Annotated in this window: 15 protein-coding genes and 5 pseudogenes; 9 read left to right on the top strand and 11 right to left on the bottom strand. The window is 56.8% G+C overall.

Features of this window, described 5'->3' with window-relative positions:
* Window positions 1-150 precede the first annotated feature (150 nt).
* Window positions 151-450: a c-type cytochrome gene (locus tag BFR47_RS00670; protein ID WP_071471278.1), complete on the top strand. Its 300-nt coding sequence runs from the start codon at window positions 151-153 to the stop codon at window positions 448-450.
* A gap of 48 nt (window positions 451-498) precedes the next feature.
* Here BFR47_RS00670 and recQ read toward each other — a convergent pair whose 3' ends face one another.
* Window positions 499-2,325 carry a DNA helicase RecQ gene (gene recQ, locus BFR47_RS00665; protein WP_071471277.1) on the bottom strand — a complete coding sequence of 609 codons (1,827 nt, stop codon included), beginning with the start codon at window positions 2,323-2,325 and terminating at the stop codon, window positions 499-501.
* A gap of 141 nt (window positions 2,326-2,466) precedes the next feature.
* The gene (locus BFR47_RS00660) at window positions 2,467-4,143 is read right to left on the bottom strand and encodes a sigma-54 interaction domain-containing protein (protein WP_071471276.1); all 1,677 of its coding nucleotides are present in this window, start codon (window positions 4,141-4,143) and stop codon (window positions 2,467-2,469) included.
* Between the two features lie 376 nt (window positions 4,144-4,519).
* Here BFR47_RS00660 and BFR47_RS00655 point away from each other — a divergent pair, with 376 nt between their 5' ends.
* The 4 genes and pseudogenes from BFR47_RS00655 to BFR47_RS17660 form a co-directional block, all read left to right on the top strand.
* Complete coding sequence (locus tag BFR47_RS00655) at window positions 4,520-5,686, top strand: iron-containing alcohol dehydrogenase (protein ID WP_071471275.1); 1,167 nt, start codon at window positions 4,520-4,522, stop codon at window positions 5,684-5,686.
* A 736-nt stretch (window positions 5,687-6,422) separates the two neighbouring features.
* Complete coding sequence (locus tag BFR47_RS00650; protein ID WP_071471274.1) at window positions 6,423-6,977, top strand: hypothetical protein; 555 nt, start codon at window positions 6,423-6,425, stop codon at window positions 6,975-6,977.
* Window positions 6,978-7,102: 125 nt separating this feature from the next.
* The gene (locus tag BFR47_RS00645; RefSeq protein WP_071471273.1) at window positions 7,103-8,002 is read left to right on the top strand and encodes an SMP-30/gluconolactonase/LRE family protein; all 900 of its coding nucleotides are present in this window, start codon (window positions 7,103-7,105) and stop codon (window positions 8,000-8,002) included.
* A 110-nt stretch (window positions 8,003-8,112) separates the two neighbouring features.
* Window positions 8,113-8,426 (top strand): annotated as a pseudogene (locus BFR47_RS17660) (transposase); the annotation flags it as partial.
* A gap of 217 nt (window positions 8,427-8,643) precedes the next feature.
* On the opposite strand, the pseudogene BFR47_RS17905 reads toward BFR47_RS17660, so the two are convergent.
* Window positions 8,644-8,853 (bottom strand): annotated as a pseudogene (locus tag BFR47_RS17905) (DEAD/DEAH box helicase); the annotation flags it as partial.
* Between the two features lie 238 nt (window positions 8,854-9,091).
* Between BFR47_RS17905 and rarD the strand changes: the two are divergent.
* The 3 genes from rarD (at window position 9,092) to BFR47_RS00620 (ending at window position 11,502) form a co-directional block, all read left to right on the top strand.
* A complete protein-coding gene (gene rarD, locus BFR47_RS00630; RefSeq protein WP_071471270.1) occupies window positions 9,092-10,012 on the top strand; it encodes an EamA family transporter RarD in 921 nt (306 codons plus the stop codon).
* 4 nt (window positions 10,013-10,016) lie between these two features.
* Window positions 10,017-10,805, top strand: coding sequence for an AraC family transcriptional regulator (locus BFR47_RS00625; protein ID WP_071471269.1), 789 nt, complete (start codon window positions 10,017-10,019; stop codon window positions 10,803-10,805).
* A gap of 61 nt (window positions 10,806-10,866) precedes the next feature.
* Window positions 10,867-11,502 carry a LysE family translocator gene (locus tag BFR47_RS00620; protein WP_071471268.1) on the top strand — a complete coding sequence of 212 codons (636 nt, stop codon included), beginning with the start codon at window positions 10,867-10,869 and terminating at the stop codon, window positions 11,500-11,502.
* A gap of 65 nt (window positions 11,503-11,567) precedes the next feature.
* On the opposite strand, the gene uvrD is transcribed toward BFR47_RS00620, so the two are convergent.
* From uvrD to lptM, 7 genes and pseudogenes are all read right to left on the bottom strand, one after another.
* The gene (gene uvrD, locus BFR47_RS00615) at window positions 11,568-13,736 is read right to left on the bottom strand and encodes a DNA helicase II (RefSeq protein ID WP_071471267.1); all 2,169 of its coding nucleotides are present in this window, start codon (window positions 13,734-13,736) and stop codon (window positions 11,568-11,570) included.
* Between the two features lie 35 nt (window positions 13,737-13,771).
* Complete coding sequence (locus tag BFR47_RS00610) at window positions 13,772-14,479, bottom strand: HAD-IA family hydrolase (protein WP_071471266.1); 708 nt, start codon at window positions 14,477-14,479, stop codon at window positions 13,772-13,774.
* Between the two features lie 271 nt (window positions 14,480-14,750).
* A pseudogene (xerC, locus tag BFR47_RS18915) lies at window positions 14,751-15,667 on the bottom strand (tyrosine recombinase XerC).
* Window positions 15,654-16,337, bottom strand: a complete 684-nt coding sequence (locus BFR47_RS00600; RefSeq protein WP_071471265.1) for a DUF484 family protein — start codon at window positions 16,335-16,337, stop codon at window positions 15,654-15,656. The pseudogene xerC and the gene BFR47_RS00600 overlap by 14 nt, the downstream one beginning before the upstream one ends.
* Window positions 16,334-17,142 (bottom strand): annotated as a pseudogene (gene dapF, locus BFR47_RS00595) (diaminopimelate epimerase). The gene BFR47_RS00600 and the pseudogene dapF overlap by 4 nt, the downstream one beginning before the upstream one ends.
* A 27-nt stretch (window positions 17,143-17,169) precedes the next feature.
* Window positions 17,170-18,426: a diaminopimelate decarboxylase gene (lysA, locus tag BFR47_RS00590; RefSeq protein ID WP_071471264.1), complete on the bottom strand. Its 1,257-nt coding sequence runs from the start codon at window positions 18,424-18,426 to the stop codon at window positions 17,170-17,172.
* An 11-nt stretch (window positions 18,427-18,437) separates the two neighbouring features.
* Window positions 18,438-18,560 (bottom strand): LPS translocon maturation chaperone LptM, encoded by a 123-nt coding sequence (gene lptM, locus BFR47_RS18360; RefSeq protein ID WP_245748727.1) that lies wholly within the window; start codon window positions 18,558-18,560, stop codon window positions 18,438-18,440.
* 72 nt (window positions 18,561-18,632) lie between these two features.
* Between lptM and cyaY the strand changes: the two genes are divergently transcribed.
* Entirely contained in the window at window positions 18,633-18,944 is a 312-nt protein-coding gene (gene cyaY, locus BFR47_RS00585) for an iron donor protein CyaY (protein ID WP_071471263.1), read from the top strand.
* Here the strand turns inward: cyaY and BFR47_RS00580 are convergent.
* Window positions 18,941-21,453, bottom strand: a pseudogene (locus BFR47_RS00580) (class I adenylate cyclase). The gene cyaY and the pseudogene BFR47_RS00580 overlap by 4 nt on opposite strands.
* Window positions 21,454-21,589: the final 136 nt, after the last annotated feature.

The raw sequence follows: 21,589 nt of genomic DNA, 5'->3' as shown, positions 1-21,589 counted from the left end.
CTGCTTTGGCTAAATAAATAGCGATTCCTGAACACTGGGCTACAGGAGCCGACCGCAAATAGTCGTTGCCCGTCCGGTCCTGTGGTCAGCAAGCGCTATTCAACGAATATCGGAAGCAATGTATCTTTCTAACAATAACGGAGTTCGATCATGAAAAAATTGATGACAGCCGCCGCCGCTCTGGCCCTGCTCAGCGCCCCTGCCCTTGCCGCCGGTGACGCCGAAGCCGGCAAGGCCAAGTCTGCCGTTTGTGCCGCCTGTCACGGTGCCGAAGGTATTTCCGCCATGGACATCTACCCCAACCTGGCCGGTCAGAAAGAAGCCTACCTGGTTGCCCAGCTGAAACATTTCCGCGACGGTGAACGCCAGAACCCCATCATGGCGCCCATGGCCAAACCGCTGTCCGATCAGGACATCGAAGATCTCGCCGCCTACTACTCAGGCCTGTAAGGGTGTCCGGTCCGCCTCGGCGGACCCAGGGGTGTGTTCCGGCACACCCTAGTTCGGCCCGCGCAACAGCGCGAGAAAGGCCGCGCCATAACGCTCCAGCTTGCGCATACCCACCCCGTTGATCCCCAGCAATTCCGACTCGGTTCTGGGCCGGTAACGGGCCAGTTCGGTCAGGGTCGCATCGCTGAACACCACATAGGGTGGCACATCCGCCTCCTCGGCCAGCTGCTTGCGCAGTTGCCGCAACTCCTTGAACAGTGCCCGATCTTCGGCCCGGCTCAGCACCGCTTCGCCCTTGTCTTTCTGCTTTACCCTCACCAGCCGGGGCTCTGCCAGCTGTAACCGGGCCTCTCCGCGCAGCACCGGCCGGGCCGCCTCGGTCAGCTGCAACACCATGTTGCGGGTGATGTTCTGGGTCAGCAGCCCCGAGTGAATCAACTGACGAATGACACTGACCCAGTGCTCCTGGCTCTTGTCCTTGCCGATACCATAGGTAGTGAGCTTGTCGTGGCCGTGTTCGCGAATACGCTGGGTGGCGGCGCCACGCAATACCTCCACCACATAGATGACGCCGAAATGCTGCCCGACCCGGTAGACACAGGACAGCGCCTTCTGCGCATCTTCGGTGCCGTCGTAACGCTTGGGCGGATCCAGACAGATATCGCAGTTGCCACAGGGCTCGCGCTGGTATTCGCCAAAATAGTTGAGCAGCACCTGACGCCGGCAGGTGAGCGATTCGGCAAAGGCCGCCATCACGTTGAGCTTGTACAGTTCCACCTGCACCTGCTGTTCGTTGTCACTGTTTTCCAGCAACCGCCGCACCCGGCCCACATCGCCCGGGTCGTAGAGCAGCAGCGCCTCCGCCGGCAGACCGTCACGACCGCCGCGACCGGTTTCCTGATAATAGGACTCGATATTCTTGGGAATGTCGTAGTGCACCACGTAGCGCACATTGGGCTTGTCGATACCCATGCCGAAGGCCACGGTGGCCACCACGATGTCCAGATCGTCACGAATAAACCGTTCCTGCACCGACTGACGCAGTTCCAGTGGCAGGCCGGCGTGATAGCTGGCCGCCTTGTGACCCCGGGCCAGCAAGCGCTCGGCCACCTCCTCCACCCGCTTCCGACTGGAACAATAGACGATGCCGCACAGCCCCGGCTGCTCGGCCACGTAACGCAACAGCTGATCGATGCCCTTGAACTTTTCCACCAGGGTATAGCGAATATTGGGCCGGTCGAAGCTGGCGATATGGATCAGCGGATCGGTCAGACTCAGCCGGCTCAGCATGTCCTGACGGGTAGCCTCGTCGGCGGTAGCGGTCAGCGCCATCACCGGAATATGGGGAAACCATTGCTTGAGCCGGCCCAGGGCGGCGTATTCGGGCCTGAAATCGTGACCCCACTGGGAGATGCAGTGAGCCTCGTCGATGGCGAACAGCCCCAGTTCCAGCTCGCCGAGCCGTTCCATGAATTCGTGTTGCAGCAGCCGCTCCGGCGACACGTAGACCAGCTTGATTTCGCCCCGGCGCATGGCCGCGAAGTGGCGCAGCATCTCTTCCCGGCTGAGGGAACTGTTGATATAGACCGCCGCGACCCCGTTGGCGACCAGGGTATCGACCTGATCCTTCATCAGCGAAATCAGCGGCGACACCACTATGGTCAGGCCGGGCCGCAGCAGGGCGGGGATCTGGTAACAGATGGACTTGCCGCCACCGGTAGGCTTGATCACCAGCGCATCGCGTCCGGCAATCACGGTGTCGATGATCTCCTGCTGACCATCACGAAAGCTCTGGTAGCCGAACACCTGCTGCAACACCGCCAACGGGGTATCGGGAATGGGAACGGAAGCGGTGTCTTCGGTGTCGGGATTCATCGCGGTCGGCCAGGCAAAAATGAACGAGCATTGTAAGACAGGGGGCGTCAACAATAAACCGGCATGAACCGCCCCGACTCACAGGGTCAGCCGTTTCAAGCATCCCGCCTCCATATCATCTTGCCGAATACCCTGACCCAATCATTTTATTCCATGATATTTTAATTTTCGGGCCAGCGTTGTTCTGTGAATACCAAGTTTCGATGAGAGTTTTCCTGTGTCCTGCTCACTTTTTATTGCCATGGAAAGAAACTCCTTTTCATGAATATCCATATAGTCCTGCAGCGTCAGATTGAGTTCAATTGGTATTTCAGTGGGTTTTAACACCGACGGCGAGAAGATCTTATCAGGCAGGCTGTCTACCCCAATCACTGAGCCATCCAGCAGTACAACCATTTGCTCAATCACATGCTCAAGCTCACGCAGGTTACCCGGCCAGTCATAAGATTCCAGAAAGAGAAAAACCTCTTTCGACATTTCCACCGCCTTCCCATACCTTTCATTAACAGCACCCAGAATATCCTTTGCCAAAAAAAAGACATCCTCTTTCCTTTCTTTCAGGTCGGGCAGAGTCAGGGACACCAACGATAACCGGTAAAAAAGATCCTCTCGCAACATGCCGGCCTCAATAAGCTTTACTGGATCCTTGTTTGTTGCCGAGATAATGCGAACATTGATCTTTCTATCATTAGTTTCTCCAAGGCGTCTTATTTTTCCTGTTTGCAAAAAGGTAAGCAATTTCACCTGTAGGTGAATCGGCATATCCCCTATTTCATCCAAAAAAAGAGTGCCTTTGTCCGCCGACTCAATCAGTCCCACCTTGCCTCTGTCGGATGCTCCGGTAAAGGCTCCTTTGACATAACCAAAAAGCTCTGACTCAAACAAACTTTCAGGTACGGCCCCGCAGTTGACCTCTATAAAGGCTTCTTTCGCTCGCTGGCTATTTTTATGAATACTGTATGCCATGGTACTTTTGCCCGTTCCGGTAGAGCCAAGCAAAAGAACGGAAACATCAGAGTCTGCAAGCTTCTCGGAGATTTTGTAAACACTCTTCATGATAGCGCTTCGTGTAGAGCTGGAGTGCGATTGACCAACCCTTGCTCTTAATCGATCTATTTCTATATCTTTTCTCTTTAATGAAATTTCACTTTTCTTGACATCTTCTTGCAGCCTGTTCATTTCGGTAAGATCATAGGCAGAGTTGATTACCGCTATCAAATTATTGTTCTCATCAAAAACCGGCACACCAGTAACCAAGCATATCTTGTTATTGTTTATTTTCTGCATATTGGAAAATCTTGTTCTGGATTTCATTACCCTAACTGTCATTGAGCTGTCGAAAACACCAAAAGACAGCAATTCAGCCACATGCTTTCCTTCCAGATCCTGTCTACTTAACCCTGTCAACTCTGTATAGGCGTTATTGATTTTTTTGGTAAACCCCTCACCATCGGTAATATAAACCCCTTCCTGCAGAGAGTTTATAACAGACTCCATATTATCATCTATATTCAACACACCTCTGCTTTCAAGCAGGTTATGAAGAACAACATGAAACAGTGTGGTTCCGGAAATGATTATCTTTCTTACCAGGGCATCATAGCTTTCGCCAACTCTTATAGTACTTATTACCTCACCGTCAGCGGGAATCATGCCATGTAAATAATCCACCGATAAAAGATGGTTTTTTAACAAAAGTTCAGTAAGCACATTACTATAAACAAGGGCACCCTTCTCATTCAGTATAAAACAAGGTCTATCTGTACCCTGCACAAAATCTTCCAGTTGGACATCAATAAAACCATTTTCTTTCATCATATTCACCACAATCCCCGGAGGCCATCAGAAAAATGTAGCGCATTTTTGCACTAAATGTGCACTTCTGCACTAAATAACGAGCTTTTTTGCACACATGGCAGGTTCACCGTCTTGGCTACGATAACAAAAGCCGTCTTTCATAGAGTGAAGAATAAAGTGCAAAAACACATCAACTCATTGTTAAAAGTGACTTTTTTGATAAAACAAACGTCCAAAACACTGTGTAACCCAGTTGTTTCCGACAAGTTAAAAGTTGGCACAGTACCTGCATTAGTACTAGGGGACTCGCTGCTATACACCAAATCCAGAACAAGCAGCGGTACAAAGTAAAGGCAATGTGTTAATCGACAACGAATAAGTGAACAGGTGATACAGCATGCAGGAACTTAAAGATCTTACTTTTACCATGGATACCCAAATAGTTTTTGGTAACTTATGCATATCCAAATTAAAGGAAGCCCTGAAAAACAACAACTTCAACAGGGCTCTTTTGGTAAGCGACAATGGCTTAAAAGAATCGGGTATTCTGGACAAGGTTACTGCAAGCCTGTCCGATAAAAATATCGTTATCGCTACGTTTATCGACATTGCTCCCAATCCCACGGTAGCCAATGTAGAGAGTGCATACCGGTTCGCCCAGGATTTTCAGCCCGATGTGATCATTGGTGTTGGGGGTGGCAGCCCGCTAGATGCTGCCAAGGTGCTGGCTATACTGATGACCAACGATCAAAAAGTCATTGATCTCGAAGGTATTGAAAAGTATGAAAACCCTCCCCTGCCACTAGTCGCCATTCCAACCACTGCAGGAACGGGAAGCGAAGTGACTGTGTTCTCAGTTATAACCGACTCGGATCGGGAATATAAAATTACTATCGGTGGAAGAAGCATGGCTCCCAAATGGGCCTTCGTCGATCCGGATCTGACACTGAGCCTGCCCAGACACATTACCGCCTCCACCGGTCTGGATGCTCTGGTTCATGCCATTGAGTCCTACACCTCTACCATGTCCTCGCCTATGAGTGAGTTGTTCTCGATGAAGGCCATCGAAATCATCAGCGCCAACTTGCGGCAGGCAGTTTTCAACGGTAATAACCTGCAAGCTCGCTCCGCCATGATTTACGGCAGCCTGCTGGCCGGCATCGCGTTCAACAACACTCGGCTTGGCAATGTTCATGCAATGAGCCACCCGCTAAGCGCTATCTATCACGCTCCTCATGGCATTGCCAATGCGGTACTGTTACCCACTGTGATGAACTTCAATCTGCTGGCCTGTCCGGAAAAATATGCAAACATAGCCCAGCTGATGGGTGAGCCATTGGACAACAACTTGTCGCTTACCAAAAACGCTGAAAAATCACTTTATGCCGTTCAAAAACTGTCGGCAGACATTGGTATTCCCGGAGACTTTTCCGACTTCAATGTAGAAAAAGACAGCATCAATATTATGGCTAAAGATGCCATGAAAAGCGGTAACGTGCTGGTGAACCCGAGAAAAACAACCCTCGAAGATATCATCAATCTTTACCAGGAAATTATCAGATAAGCATACTTAAGAGTATGAGGTATACGCATGCAAGTTTACAAAAGAAAATCGGGAGAAAAGCAGCCACACATTGCTGTTGGACCTTTCAAGATAAGGCTTCCCTTTATTCATTATCGGCTTGAGGCTACAGAGTTTATTTAGGCCATTACACTTTCTGTTGTTACCATCAGCATGACACCTTATATTCTTTTCAGGTGTACGACCATGATTGATGGCGGAATAGCTGTTGAGGCGGCCAAAGACGTAATTGGACACTTCCCAAATGCTATACACATGATTCAGCGCACAGAATATTACTATGCCATTAACTCGGATTAATATGCTGTAGAATCTTATATCCTAAAATATTTAAAAAAACCTAACATTGACTAGTTATCTCTTGAAGGTGTGAATGATGGTTGCTATGATTTTTATGTCTATGGCGTGCAGAAAACTATATATACCCCGGGCACTCTTTTGGTCACACATCAACATTAATTAATTTGCCGATAACGGGAGCGACTGCACTCGCCACCGATGCTGCATATACAACTAATTACTGGGAGGAGAAGTCACTTCCTGAACTTTTTGTTCGGTTGTATATACGACCCGTCCAGTCAAAAAATTGAGGAGATTGTCTTAAAAAGTCAATACAAAGGTAGTAACTGAACACGATCAGAATTCGTGGTTAACTTTGATAAATTCGCCCGAGTTCTACGAAAAAAACTTCATAATATTTAAAAAGGAAGCTGAAAATATGAAAAATAAAACCATCGTTAAAACAGCCGCCAGCGTGTTGCTTATCTCTTCACTTAATACCCATGCTGCCCCACCCGAAATAGGTAATCTAGTTGATAATTGTGTAAAAGATTCGAACGGAGAATATCCAGAGTATATTGCTCCTGCGTGCGAGACCACTGATGCATTTCTTGAGGCATTCAATGCTGCAGATGAACAAGCTCTGTCAGAAACTCTAAATTATCCTCATGTCCGCATTTCAGGTGGAAATGTCCACGTGTGGCAAAAACCTGAAGACTATGCCTCTGATCAAGATAAAAACTCTCTCAGAGCCATCGGCTGGAAGGAGTCACGCTGGGATTATAGAAATGTTACCCAAGCTGGGATGGACGGTGACACCGGTGAAATGAAGTATCATGTGTCACTTTCTTTCACTCGATATGACGAAGAAGGTAATAACATTCCTGGTCAAACATTTGACTCATTCTATATTGTGACGAAGCAGGATGGGCACTGGGGGGTGGCTGCACGTTCAAGCATGGCTGGCTCTATCCAGGGTAGATCAGGTTTTTAATAGCTCTTGGTAAATGGAGGCTTCATTTATTGAGGCCTTTTATATCATTAACAAATTACGACTTAACCGCTAAAAATCCTGCTCCAAAGACCCACGGGTTGTTGGACCAGTGTGAGGAATGAGCTATGCCTAATCGAAAACTCCGCATTGTTGCAGATGGATTCACCTTTACCGAAGGGCCTCGCTGGCACAATGGCGAGCTATGGTTCGTTGATTTTTACACCTACACCGTCAACAAAGTACGCAGCGACGGCTCGGTAGAAACCGTTGCCAAGGTCGAGCAGCAGCCCTCCGGCCTTGGCTGGTTGCCCGATGGCCGGATGCTGGTCGTCTCAATGAAGGATCGCCGCGTTCTGCGTCAGGAGCCTAACGGAACCCTTGTCGAGCATGCCAATATCCATGACCTGTGTGGCGGTCACGCCAACGACATGGTGGTCGCAAGGAATGGACGAGCCTACGTGGGCAACTTCGGTTTTGATCTGATGGGTGGCGCTGACCACGCCACAACCAGCATCGTGCTGGTTAACCCGGACGGCTCGGCACAGGTCGTTGCCGAGGGCCTGTCGTTTCCCAACGGCATGGTTATCACGGAGGACGATAACACCCTGATCGTCAACGAACTCTTTGGCAATAAGCTCTCGGCCTTTGACATTCTCGAAGACGGCACCCTCGGCCCTCGCCGCGATTGGGCGAACTTTGGCGATATCGGCGACGAGCCGAACATCGAAAAGCGCTTGGGGACTGCAACCATCGTTCCCGATGGCTTGGCTCTGGATGCTGAAGGTTGTGTCTGGATTGCCGACTGCACCAACCAGCGCGCGCTGCGCATCGCCGAGGGCGGCAAGATACTTGATGAAGTCAGCGTTGCGCCGAATCAGGTCTTCGCCGTTGCGCTCGGAGGTGCGGAAGGCAAGACACTATTTCTCTGTGTGGCGCCTGATTTTGACGAGGGCAACCGCAGCGCAGCGCGCGAGGGCTATGTCGCTGCCACCGATGTCGATGTGCCCCACGCAGGCACACCCTAGCGAAATCCTGACTTATTCATGAGGCAGGCTTGAAAATGAAGATGGCGAGTGATTTTTCTTTCAAAATCAATTTCTTGCTTGAGTGGTGAGACTCAAAAGAACTCCTCGCCATGGGTGAAACCCTAACGTCCTGCTCGCCCTCGTGCAACGGCGCTGTCCGTGCCGAGCTGACCGGCCATCGCACCACCAGTGACGGCGGCGCCTTGCTGCAGCGCGAAGCACTCGACAACAGCGGCGTGATCGCCGCCCTTGAAGAGTATTTGGCCGACCAGCGTGACCCGCAGTGCGTTCGTCACTCGCTGGCCAGTCTTCATTACAGCGTGCCATGGGCTGGCTCGATATCAGCGATACCACCACGCTGCGCCGTGATTCGCTCTGGCAACTGGCGTGCAGCGACGCGCGGGGCTCGACGCCATTGACGCAGGTCTGGCAGCCCTGTTTGGAGAGTTTGAAGCGGGTGGCCGTGTAATGGAAATCCCATTTCCATCATCGCCGGCGGTCTGCTCACCGCTTACCTGATGTTCTCCGCCTCATTCAAGGAAATGAGGGCCCATAGCGCCCTGATCAGGTTTATTTCCAACTACGGCATGGCTCCTGCCATCATAGTTGCCATTACCATAGGCATACTCAGTGGTGAGTTCCCCGTTCCCGATGTTAAATGGGGTCTGGTAACAGATGGACTTGCCGCCGCCGGTAGGCTTGATCACCAGCGCATCGCGTCCGGCAATCACGGTGTCGATGATCTCCTGCTGACCATCACGAAAGCTCTGGTAGCCGAACACCTGCTGCAACACCGCCAACGGGGTATCGGGAATGGGAACGGACTCAGGTTCTTCGGTTAAGGAATTCATTTCGGCCCGCAGGATAAAAACGAAGGAGCATTGTAAAGCAGGGTCCGGCAACCATAAACCGCACCGGACCCGGTGGCATGGCGGATCCCGCCCGCCGACAGCATGAGCATGCATACCAAACCGGCCTGATTCTTCACCTCTGGGTCCTCAAGCGCACACCCTAGTGATATTTGCTGCTGGTCAGCCTCGGCATATTGTCGCTACACTGGGTTTTTAGCCTATCGCCAGATATATGACCATGAAAAAAGACCAAGCCGTCCAGGGAGCCCTGTTTGCTCTCGGGGCCTATTTCCTGTGGGGTATCGCCCCCATCTATTTCAAGCAGCTGATGCATGTGCCGGCCAACGAGATACTCAGCCATCGGGTGATCTGGTCTTTCCTGCTGCTGCTCGCATTGCTCAGCTTCCTCGGCTACTGGCCGCGGGTCCGGGCCATGTTGCGCGAGCCGGGGCATCTGCTGATGCTGCTGGTGTCATCCTTGACCATCGGTTTGAACTGGCTGGTGTTTATCTGGGCGGTGAACAACGATCACATGCTGGATGCCAGCCTGGGGTATTACATCAACCCGCTGTTCAATATCGTGCTGGCCATGCTGTTTCTGGGTGAGCGCTTCCGGCCGGTACAGTGGCTGGCGGTGGGACTCGCGGCCAGCGGCGTGCTGATCCAGCTGCTGGTCTTCGGCAGCCTGCCCTGGGTGGCGCTGGTGCTGGCCACCACCTTCGGCTGCTACGGCCTGATCCGCAAGAAGGTGCCGGTCGACCCTTTTACCGGCCTGATGCTCGAAACCCTGGTGTTGCTGCCCATCGCCGCCATTTACCTGTGGGGCTTTGCCGACAGCGCCACCAGCCAGATGAGCACCAATTCACTGAACACCAATCTGTGGCTGATTGCTGCCGGCATCGTGACCACGGCACCGCTGCTGCTGTTTGCCGGCGCCGCCAAGCGGCTCAAGCTGTCTACCCTCGGCTTTTTCCAGTATCTGGGCCCCAGCCTGATGTTCCTGCTGGCGGTACTGCTCTACGACGAACCCTTCACCCAGGACAAGGTGATCACCTTTGCCCTGATCTGGGTGGCACTGGTGATCTACACCCTGGACAGTGTCCGGCAGCGGAAGCGCCATGCTTTACCCAACCGCCCCCGGGCGACACCGCTAAAATAGGCTCATGAGCGCAGTAAAATACTGGAAACACCCTTCGCTGCCGGGCATGGAACTCTGTCTGGCGGATCATGCTGCCTTCAGTTACGGCCGGCATGTTCACCTCGACTATCATATCGGCCTGGTCGAGTCGGGCGCGCAGAAGTTTATCCACCAGGGCAGCTCAATGGCACTGGCCGCCGGCCAGCTGTCGCTGCTCAACCCCGATATCGCCCACGACGGCAGCTGCTTCGACGAACGGGGCTTCCGGGTCCGGGTGTTCGCCATCGCCCCCGAACTGATGGCATCCCTGGCCGGCGATCTGGAGCAGCCAACGCCCTTTTTCACGACCCCGCTGCTCAACCATTCCGGCCTGTACCGGCAAAGCCTGGACCTGCACCGGCAACTGGAGCAGAAATTGCTGGATCCCCGGGAAGCCGAAGACCAGCTGCTCGACCTGCTGTCCGCCTTCTTCCCTCTGGCAGGCAACAACCCCCTGACGGCCGGCACCCTCTCCCGGGTCAGGGAACGGCTGCTGGACGAGCTGGACCAGCCTCATAGCCTGGCGCAGCTGGCCGATGAGCAGGGCTTGTCGCGCTTCCAGTTCCTGCGCCGGTTCAAGGCGGCGGTCGGCCTCACTCCCCATGCCTATCTGAAACGGCTGCGCCTGGAAGCGGCCAAGAAACACCTGTCCCGGGGCGCAACGGTGGCAGACACGGCCCAGCTGGTCGGCTTTTTTGATCAGGCCCATTTTCACCGCGCCTTCGTCGGTGCCTATCATGTCACCCCGGCCCGCTTTCGCGGCCAGATGCAATAAGTTACAAGCCGACCAGGATCCGGCTCCATACACTGTGAACACATCATCGCAGGAGCCGGACATGAATCTTTCACTTCTTTTGACCATAGGCATTATTCATCTGGTGGCGCTGGCCAGCCCGGGGCCGGATCTGGCACTGATGCTGCGTTACTCCGCCTGCCGCCGCGCCGCTGTCGGGGCGGCAGCCGGCATCGCGCTGGGCATAATGGTGCATAGCATACTGAGCCTCACCGGTGTCAGCCTGCTGCTGCAGGGTCATGCGCTGCTGTTCGATCTGGTGCGACTGGCGGGAGCGGTCTATCTGGGCTGGCTGGGCATCGGTGCCCTGCGGGCGGCACTGCGCCCGTCCGCAGCAAGCATGGCCGCGGACGCTGCTGCGCCGGGTCTTCCGACCAGTGGATTCTGGACCGGTTTCACGACCAACCTGCTCAACCCCAAGGCACTGGTGTTTTTTATCGGCCTGCTCGCCGCCCTGGTCGGGCCGGAAGTCAACTGGCTGACCCGCGCCGCCCTGGTGGCAGAGCTGTTCCTGCTGAGCCTCGTCTGGTTCATGCTGCTGGCCTGGTGGCTGTCCTCGCCGCGGGTGCAGAGCCGGCTGCTGACCTGGAGTCGCCCGATCAACGGCCTGTGCGGCCTGCTGTTCTGCGGCGTGGCCGGCTCCATCCTGTGGCTGCTGGCGAGCGAGGCCTTGGGATAACAGCCCCGGGCGGAGCGGGAGCAACCGGGGTCATCGGCCTCACTCCCGCCATACAGGGCTACGAGTTACAGGGCTTCCAGCCGGGCGTAGGCGGTCACCAGCCACTTGCTGCCGCCGTCGTCGAAGTTGACCTGTACCCGGCTCTGGGCGCCGGCCCCTTCGAAATTCAGCACTATGCCCTCGCCAAATTTGGGGTGTGATACCCGCTGACCCAGGCGGAAGCCGGTTTCGTTGAAGGTTTCCTGCACCCGATCCTGGCTGAAGCGACCGTTGGGCACGGCACGGCTGACGGTGGCCTTGAGCCGGATTTCCTCCACGCAGTCGCCGGGCAGCTCCTTGATGAAACGGCTGGGGCGGTGAAACATCTCCCGGCCATAGAGCCGGCGACTCTCGGCGTGGCTGATATAAAGCTTGCTCATGGCCCGGGTCATGCCCACGTAGGCCAGGCGGCGCTCCTCTTCCAGCCGCTGGCTTTCTTCCGCCGACTGCTGGCTGGGGAACATGCCCTCTTCCACTCCCACCATGAACACCAGCGGAAATTCCAGGCCCTTGGCCGAGTGCAGCGTCATCAGTTGCACCGCATCGTCGAACTGATCCGCCTGACTCTCGCCCGCCTCCAGCGCCGCGTGGGACAGAAAGGCCGACAACAGCGGCATATCGTCGTCTTCGGACGGGGTGAACTGGCGGGTGGCGCTGACCAGTTCTTCCAGGTTTTCCACCCGGGCCTGGGCCTTTTCGCCTTTTTCGGCCTGATACATGGCCTTGAGTCCGGACAGCTCGATCACCCGGTCGGTCTGCACATGCAGCGGCAGCTCGCGGGTTTCGTCTTCCAGCTGGTTGATCAACGCCAGGAAGCGGCTCACCGCCGAGGCGGCGCGGCCGGTGAGCACCTTTTCCTCCACCAGCGCCCAGGCCGACTGCCACAGGGTAAGCTGCCGATCCCGGGCCGCCTCGCGCACCAGCCCCAGGGTACGCTCGCCGATACCACGGGTGGGCGTATTGACGATACGCTCGAACGCCGCCTCGTCACCTCTGTTGTTGATCAGCCTCAGATAGCCGAGCGCATCCTTGATCTCCTGCCGCTCGAAGAAGCGCAGACCGCCGTAGATACGGTAGGGCAGCCGCGCCTGGATCAGCGCCTCTTCCAGCACCCGGGACTGGGCGTTGTTGCGATACAGGATCGCCGCCTCGCTCAACAGCCCGTCCTGCTGGCGCCACTGCTTGATGCGCTCGACCACGAAGCGGGCTTCGTCCACCTCGTTGAAGGCGCCATAGAGAGCGATGGGCTCGCCCTCACTGCCCTCGGTCCACAACTCCTTGCCCATGCGCTCGGCATTGTTGGCGATCAGGGTGTTGGCGGCCTTGAGGATGGTACCGCTGGAACGGTAGTTCTGCTCCAGACGAATGGTGTCGGCACCGGGGAAATCGCGCAGGAAGCGGGCGATATTCTCGACCCGGGCGCCGCGCCAGCCGTAGATGGACTGGTCGTCGTCGCCCACTATCATCACCCGGGCCTGCTGGCCCGCCAGCATCTGCAACCAGGCGTACTGGATGCTGTTGGTATCCTGAAATTCGTCCACCAGAATATGGCGGAATCGGTCCTGATAGTGGGCCAGAATATGGGGTTTATACAGCCACAGCTCGTGGGCACGCAGCAGCAGCTCGGCGAAGTCCACCAGTCCGGCCCGGTCACAGGTGTCCTGATATACCTGATAGATGCGCTGGTAGGTTTTTTGCAACGGATCGTTGAGTACCTGAATGTCTTTGGGGCGCAGACCTTCGTCCTTGCGGGCGTTGATGAAACCGGCGGCCTGTCGTGGCGGCCACTGTTTTTCATCCAGGTTCATGCCCTTGAGGATGCGGCGCAGCAGCCGCAATTGATCGTCCGAGTCGAGGATCTGGAAGTCCTGAGGCAGATTGGCATCCAGGTGATGGGCCCGCAGCAGCCGGTGCGCCAGGCCGTGGAAGGTGCCGAGCCAGAGCCCGAATAGCCGGCCACCGAGCAACTGCTCGACCCGGCCACGCATTTCCGCCGCCGCCTTGTTGGTAAAGGTCACCGCCAGAATGGCCGACGCCGGCACCTGTTCCACCTGCATCAGCCAGGCAATGCGATGCACCAGCACCCGGGTCTTGCCACTGCCGGCACCGGCCAGCACCAGCATGTTCTGGGCAGGAGCGGCGACCGCCTCCCGTTGCTTGTCGTTCATGCCGTCAAGCAGGCTGGATACATCCATTACAACTCCTGGGAATATTTACAGTATGGCGGCGATTATAACAGCTCCAGCATTTGCTCCAACCGCTCGAGGGCGACATGAGGCAAACAGTGCAGATCCGCTTCGGTCCGGCCATTGTCGTTGAGCCACACCGCCTGACAGCCGCTGTGCACGGCGCCGGCCACGTCGGTGTTGATGTGATCACCGATGTGCAGAATCTCCTCCAGACTGACGCCGGTCTGCTCGGCCAGTCGATGAAACATATCCGGTGCCGGTTTCATCCGGCCATCGGTACCGGCCCTGAGCACGATATCGAAATAAGGCGCCAGCTCGGTACTCTCAATCGGCAGGTTGCCGTTGGTGATCACCGTCAGCCGATACTTCTGACCCAGAGCCGACAGCACCCGGTGGGTCGCGTCCGGCACCCGGATTTTACCGCGCTGCTCCAGAAAGCCCCGATAAAACGCCTCGGCCATGGCCGCCGCCCGAGCCTCGTCCAGCCCCTGTTGTTGCAGACCTTCGGTCAGCACCCGCAGGCGGCAGGCGCTCACATCGTGGCTCAGTTCGGGTTGTTCCTGCAGCACCCGGCGCTTGATCGCCGCCAGGTTTTCCTTGCCGAGCAGGGTGGACTCCGGGTGATGCTGCTTGAGCGCATCCAGCAACCAGGCTTCCGCCGCCGCTATCACCGGCACGTTGTCGTACAGGGTATCGTCCAGATCGAAGCTGATGACCTTGACGGGAGTGAGTCGTTTGTAAAAGCGCATTTGGGTTCCTTTATATTTTTACTGGCAGCAGCATACTTGGTTCGTTGTAGATACACCGATATGACAAATTGACGTGGCACAGGCGCCACCCAGTCGCAAGAGAGGTAACAGGGATTGCCTCTGCCGACCGTCACATGCCATGGATGGCATGTGCGAGCTTACAGGGATGTACTTGTAGCGTGTCGGAGGAGGCAGCCCTGTTACCTCTTTGATCGGGCCGTGTCGGCGGAGCGGGCCCTTTGTCCGCCCTTCGCCCCTGAACACCCAGACGTCAGACGTCTTCATCCTTGCTGCGTTTGGCTCTGGGGTGGGCCTGATCATAGGCCTTGGCCAGATGCTGAAAATCCAGATGGGTATAGATCTGGGTGGTGGCCAGATCCGCATGGCCCAGCAGCTCCTGCACCGCGCGCAGGTCGCCGCTCGACTCCAGCATGTGAGTGGCAAAGGAGTGGCGCAGCTTGTGCGGATGAATATGGCTCGACAGCGCCTGCCTGCCGCCCCACTGGGCCAGCCGCAGCTGCACGCTGCGATGGCTGATGCGCCGCTGTTGCTTGCTGACAAACAACGCCGGTTCATCCGGGCCGGCCAGCGTCCCCCGTACCTTGAGCCACTTGCCCAGCCACTCCAACGCCATGCGACCCACCGGCAGAATACGCTCCTTGTTGCCCTTGCCGATGACCCTTACCTGACGCTCGTCAAACTGGATGTCTCCCAGGTTCAGGTTCACCAGTTCGGCCAGCCGCAGGCGGAAGAATACATCAGCTCCATGATGGCGCGATCACGCACCGCCAGCGGATCGGACTCGTCGATATTCATCAACTGATGCAGTTCGTCCACGTCCAGGTTCTTGGGCAGAGGTCGGCCCTGCTTGGGCGCACTGACGCCCCGGGCGGGATTCGCGGACAGTTCACCCTGCAGGATAAGCCAGTCGCAGAAACTGCGCAGGGCGCTGAGTTTGGTGGCGATGGTGCGGGCCGACAGCCCGCCTTTATGCATGCGGGTGGCCAGCCCCCGCACATGACTGACCGTGAGCGCCGACCAGCTGGCGAGCGACAATGCGGCCAGCTGGTCGACCATGGCGTTGAGGTGACGGCCATAGCCGTCGCGGGTATGCACGCTGAGCTGGCGCTCTACCCGCAGGTATTCGAGAAAGTCGGTGATGGCCGGCGTCAGCTCAGCGGCCGTCATCGGTCACCAGTTTCGGTAACAACACCGCCAGCATATCGGCCAGCTGGCGGAGCAGCAGGGTATCCATGCCCGAGCGATAATGGCTGCTGTCGGCACTGCCAAACGCCAGCAGCCCCATTTCACCGCGAGTGCCCAGACGGATCAGGGCACAGGAATTCACCATGGCGCCCTGAAACAGACGCTGCTTCTCATCCTTACCGAGCCGACCAAGGTACACGTCCTCGCTCGACATCCGCTCCCGGTACAGTCGCTCCAGCTGCTCGCCGGCCGGGCTCTGCGCCACCGGATAGCGACGCGGATCCAGTACCAGCCGCACCGCGGACACCCGCAACTGTTCCTGAAAGGTGCGGCGCATGCACAGTTCCAGCTCGCCCGGGCTGGCGCATTCGAACAGCCGCGGCAGCAGATCCATATAGACCCGGAAGATACGTTCGTTTTCTCCGGCAACCGTCATCAGCCCGGTGATTTCATCTTCCAGCTCGTGAATACGCTGGCGCTGGCGTTCCAGCTTGGCCTCCACCAGCGACACGCTGCCACGCTGCTCATGAGGCAGATGCAATTGCTCCAGCAAGTCTTTGTGGTAGGTGAAAAAGTTTGGGTTGACGGCCAGGTAGTCGGCAATCTGGCGGCCGTCCAGCCCTGTTTCGGCGCACTGGGTACTGTCGGTCATAGGTTGATCTGCCCGTCAAACACATGCTCCGCCGCACCGGTCATGTACACCGGCTTGCCCGGCCCCTTCCAGGCGATGGTCAAGCTGCCGCCGGGCAGATTCACCTGTACCCGATCCGCCAGCTTGCCCCAGCTCATGCCCATCACCGCCGCCGCACAGGCACCGGTGCCGCAGGCAGGGTTTCTCCGGCACCGCGCTCATGCACCCGCAGCTTGATCTCGCGGGCATTGATAACCTGCATAAAGCCAACGTTGACCCGGGCCGGAAACCGCTCGTGATTTTCCAGCTCGGGTCCCAGGGTGGCGACCAGATCGGTGTCGATGTCATCCACTTCCAGCACGCAGTGCGGGTTGCCCATGGACACGGCACCACACAGCACCGTCTGTTGCTCGGCCCGGACCAGATAGGTTTTCTCTGCCTTCTGGGCCTTGAACGGGATCTTGGCCGGATCAAATTCGGGCACGCCCATGTTGACCGTGACCTGATTATCCTTTTCGAGCTGCAGCACTATGTTGCCTTTCTGGGTGCTGACGCTGATCCGGTCTTTATGGGTCAGCCCCTTCAGCCGCACGAAACGGGCGAAACAGCGGGCACCGTTGCCGCACTGCTCCACCTCCGAGCCGTCGGCATTGAAGATGCGATAGTGAAAGTCGAGGTCGGGATCATAGGGCGGCTCGACCAGCAGCAGCTGGTCGAAGCCGATACCAAAATGACGGTCGGCCAGTTGCCGGATCACCTCGGGATTGAAAAATACCTTCTGGGTGACGCCATCGACCACCATAAAGTCGTTGCCGAGCCCCTGCATTTTGGAAAACTGGATCACGTTAACCCCTTAAGACTCGGGCAACAGGCTTTCGCCCCGCCACAAATCGGCCAGTTGCTCGCGCTCGCGCACCACCACGGCCTGATCTCCGTCCACCATGACTTCGGCGGCCCGCGGGCGGCTGTTGTAGTTGGACGCCATCACGAAGCCATAGGCACCGGCGGAGCGTACCGCCAGCAGATCACCTTCGGTGATCGCAAGCTCCCGGTCCTTGCCGATAAAGTCGCCGGTTTCACACACCGGACCCACCACGTCATACACGGCAGCCGGGCGCTCGAGGGTTTTATCCAGTGGAATAATGGCCTGCCAAGCGCTGTACAGGGCCGGGCGGATCAGGTCGTTCATGGCCGCATCGACGATGGCAAAGTTCTTGGCTTCACCGGGCTTCAGGTGCTCTACCCGGGTCAGCAGCACGCCGGCATTGGCGGCAATGGCCCGCCCCGGTTCGAACACCAGGGTCAGGTTGCGATCCTGCAACCGCGCCTTGAGCTGCTCGGCATAACGGCTGGGCTCGGGGGGAGATTCCTGATCGTAACGCACACCCAGGCCACCGCCCACGTCCAGATGATGGATATGAATACCGTCTTCGGCCAGTTCATCAATCAGCGCCAGCAGCTTGTCCACCGCTTCCAGGAAGGGAGACAGCTCGGTCAGCTGGGAGCCGATATGGCAATCCACCCCGTTGATCTCGAGGTGTTCCATGGCCGCCGCCTGACGATAGATATCCCGGGCCTGATCGATGGGAATGCCGAACTTGTTTTCCTTCAGCCCGGTGGAGATGTAGGGATGGGTACCGGCATCGATATCCGGGTTGACCCGAATGGAGATCGGCGCCTTGCGACCCATGCTGCCCGCCACCTGGTTGATGCGAGCCAGCTCGGCCACCGACTCCACGTTGAAGCAGAAAATGTTCTGCTCCAGCGCAAAACGGATTTCATCGACTCGTTTGCCAACGCCGGAAAACACCACCTTGCCAGGATCGCCACCGGCGGCAATGACCCGGCTCAGCTCGCCTTTGGACACGATGTCGAAGCCCGAGCCCAGCCGGGCCAGTACGTTCAGTACCGCCAGGTTGGAGTTGGCCTTCACCGCGTAGCAAATCAGGTGATTGACCTCACCGGCGGCCTGATCGAAGGCCCGCCAGTGGCGTTCCAGGGTGGCACGGGAATAAACATAGAGCGGGGTGCCGTGTTCCTCGGCCAGACGACGAAGATCGCAGGCTTCGCCGTAAAGGCGGCCATCGTCCTGATAATTAAAATAATCCAAGATATTTTCCTTTACGACTGCTCAACCCGGGGTTGTTCCTGCTCGGCGGCGGGCAGGGTCAGCGGCCCCTTGAGGCCACATCCCGCCATACTCAGGCATAGGACAACCAGTGCGGTCAGCTTGAATTTGTTCATCGGATGACTGTGAATATGGTTCCAGGCTCTTATAATCGCATTCACATTCTCAAAAGCAATAGGAAGCGGGCGATGAAAGACAGTGAATTCCATGCCTTGGCGGATGCCATTTACCAGCATATTGAAGAGAGTATCGATCGGAGCGGGGTCGATATCGACTGCGAAACCATCGGTGGCGTCATGACGCTGACTTTCGAGAACGGCATCAAGTTCGTGATCAACCGCCAGGAGCCACTGCATCAGATCTGGCTGGCCACCCGGGAAAACGGCCACCACTTCGCCCTCAAGGAGGGTAAATGGATCGACAACCGCCAGGGCCATGAGCTGCTGAGCTGGCTCAGCCTGCAGGCACAACGCCAGGGTGACACCGAGCTCGCGCTCTAACGCTGGCTCAGGGAATGCCGGGGATCGTCCCGGTCTTCCTTGACGGTTCTGTAGGGCAGCACGCGCTGTTGCCCGTCCTCAGCCTCGATATCGTAATACTGGGGCAGATTGAAGTTGGCAAAATGGCTCTTCCCTGCCACCTGCTGATTGGAGGTATAGAACCGGTTGATACTCTGTACCAGCTCGTCCTTGCTGCCGGACACCTGCCGGTAAACTTCGATGCGGTTGGCCTCGTCGAGAATATAGAGATTGTAATCCTCGCCGCTGTCTTCGAAGAAAAACTGCATCAGCCCTTCACTGGCATAGGCGTCCACCACCTCGGGCACCGGCTTGCCCTTCTGCTGAGCCAGGCGCGGCGCCTGATGGGCTGCCGTCTGCCGGGAAAGCTGCTCGCCCACCGAGGCTTCCATTTTTTGCACGCTGACCCCGCGCCGCTCGAAGAAGAAACTGTATTTATCGGTGCCCAACAGCAGGGTCTTGACGGTACTGCCCTGATCCCGAGCCAGCCGCAGGCCGATGCACTCCCTGACCAGCTGTTCGAAACGCGTGCGGATCAGGCTGCGGAAATTCAGGCTGTAACAGAACACGTCCAGGCTTTGCGGGGCATGGGCCCCCTGGTGCATCTTGCCGAGAATGGTGGTGAGCGCGTCCACTACCGCCGTGGGGCCGTTAAAATGCAGGGTGCGGATTTCGTCCCAGGAATTGCGGTAAAGCAGGTCCACCGAGCCCACCAGACTTTCCTGCTGCTGGCCAAAACTGAGGGGATCGCTGGCCCGGGCGCTGAATTCGATGGGCGTGTTGCGCCAGCGGGTCGTGGGATCCTGTTCCAGGTTGAGGAAGATGCCGAGCTGGCGCACCTCACAGGGCCGGCTCAGGGCCAAATTGCTGGGCGAGGGGGCTCTGACCGGGAAGAGTCGCGCCAGATCGCCGCAGTATTCCTGCAAGTTCTCCAAGCTGGCATCGGTATTCTGATTAAACAGATGCAGTTGGGTATCCGTCACCAGCAAACCGTTAAAATGGGCCCAGGCGACCAGTTTGCCCACATAACCGCTGTACTCAAGCGGGCTGCGACCGATGATATCGGCCGGTGTCAGCGCATGCTTGTACAGGTACCAGCCGGCCTTGTTGAGCCGGCCTTCCGGCACCTGTACCAGGCTGATGTCCGGCTCACTCAGATCCGGCGCTATCTTGAGGTTGATCAGCTGTACCTTGCCCGGCAGGTTTTCGAAGGCAGCATAGAGCTTGCGCGACAGAATGCCGATGTCTTCCGGGTTGATGGACTCGGTGATGTTATTGCGCCGGGCAAACTGGATAAGATTGCGATAGCTCTGCATCAGGCTTCCAGCAACTCGCCGTAGGCCGCCCTGACCTCCTCCACCTTCCAGTTGGCTCTGTCATCCAGCCGGGCCAGCTTGTCGGCGGACCAGCCCCAGGTCGAGACCAGACGCAGGATCTGCTCGCTACGCCAACCGTGTTGGTCGTCGTTGTCGGAAGCCAGGTCCAGCCCTTCCGACACCTTCAGATAAAAACAGCGCCGCACCAGATCGAGTCGTTTGTCATCGCCGATGGACCGGAGATAACCGGTCACCTTTTCCAGCATCAGGATGTAGTGATCCTGACGCTCGTCGAGCTGGTCCGCGTTATGAAAGTTTCCCTTGAGATGCCGACAGAGTAACTTGGTATCGGGATACTCATGGGAATAGGCTTCCATCAACACCGTTTTCAGCACCGCCTTGTAGGGCGAGTCGATGCTCTTGTACAGCTGCCACAGGGCGGAGCCAAAATATTCTTCTGCCGGAATCCGGGCAAAGCCTCCCAGATCCAGCCATTCATCGGTATTCAAGGTGCCGTTGGCAAAGTGCTCGGCGACAAACTGGTCGTATTTGGGCCCGAGTTTACCCGGCGCGCACATCCATACCAGCCGCTTGCCGGCGATACGCAAATGACTGCGATAAAACTCGTCCAGTAACAGCAGGTGCTGGGCGCTGCCACAGCTTTCGCCCTCGACCCACTGCTGATTATCGGTGCGAAATTTATTGTCCGGGATCAGGAACAGGTTGAGCTCGACCTGGCGCTGCTCGGCCCACTGGGAGATCAGCAGGCACTTCTGTTGCAGCCACGCAACCCGCTCCGGCGCCATGCGATGGGAATAGCACACCCACACATCCAAATCCGAATGCCGACACTGGCCGATGGATGAGGTACTGCCCATGGAGTAGATACCGAATATTTCGTTCTGGCCCTGCTCCAGACCCTGGTGACCATTGGCGGCCTGGCACAGCTCGTCGATAAACTGCTGCTGACGTGAGTTGGGCTGGAAGTGGCATACACCCGCAGGCACGTCACCGGGCAGGTAGCCGGGTAACAGAGGGTGATGGTAGTGCAGCAGCACCGGCAGCAACTGAAACACCTGCTGCCCGTAACGGCTCATCACCGCCAGGGCGCGAGCCTGTTTCTGCTGGTTAAACTGATCACATCGCTCGGCGAGACGGTGAAAATTCGCGTGCAAGGGTACTGGCCTTTATTGGACCGAAACAGACCCGGAACAGGTCAAAAGTGTGATCATGGTAACAATTAGCCAGTAAATGAACAATATGTGTCATGACACATTTTCGCAACATCGTACCGGTCCGGCTTTCTTCCCT

Source organism: Oceanisphaera psychrotolerans (assembly GCF_001870485.1).
GTDB lineage: Bacteria > Pseudomonadota > Gammaproteobacteria > Enterobacterales > Aeromonadaceae > Oceanimonas > Oceanimonas psychrotolerans.
The sequence above is the reverse complement of the archived record's forward strand: the minus strand, read 5'-3'. Positions and strand labels throughout refer to the sequence as shown.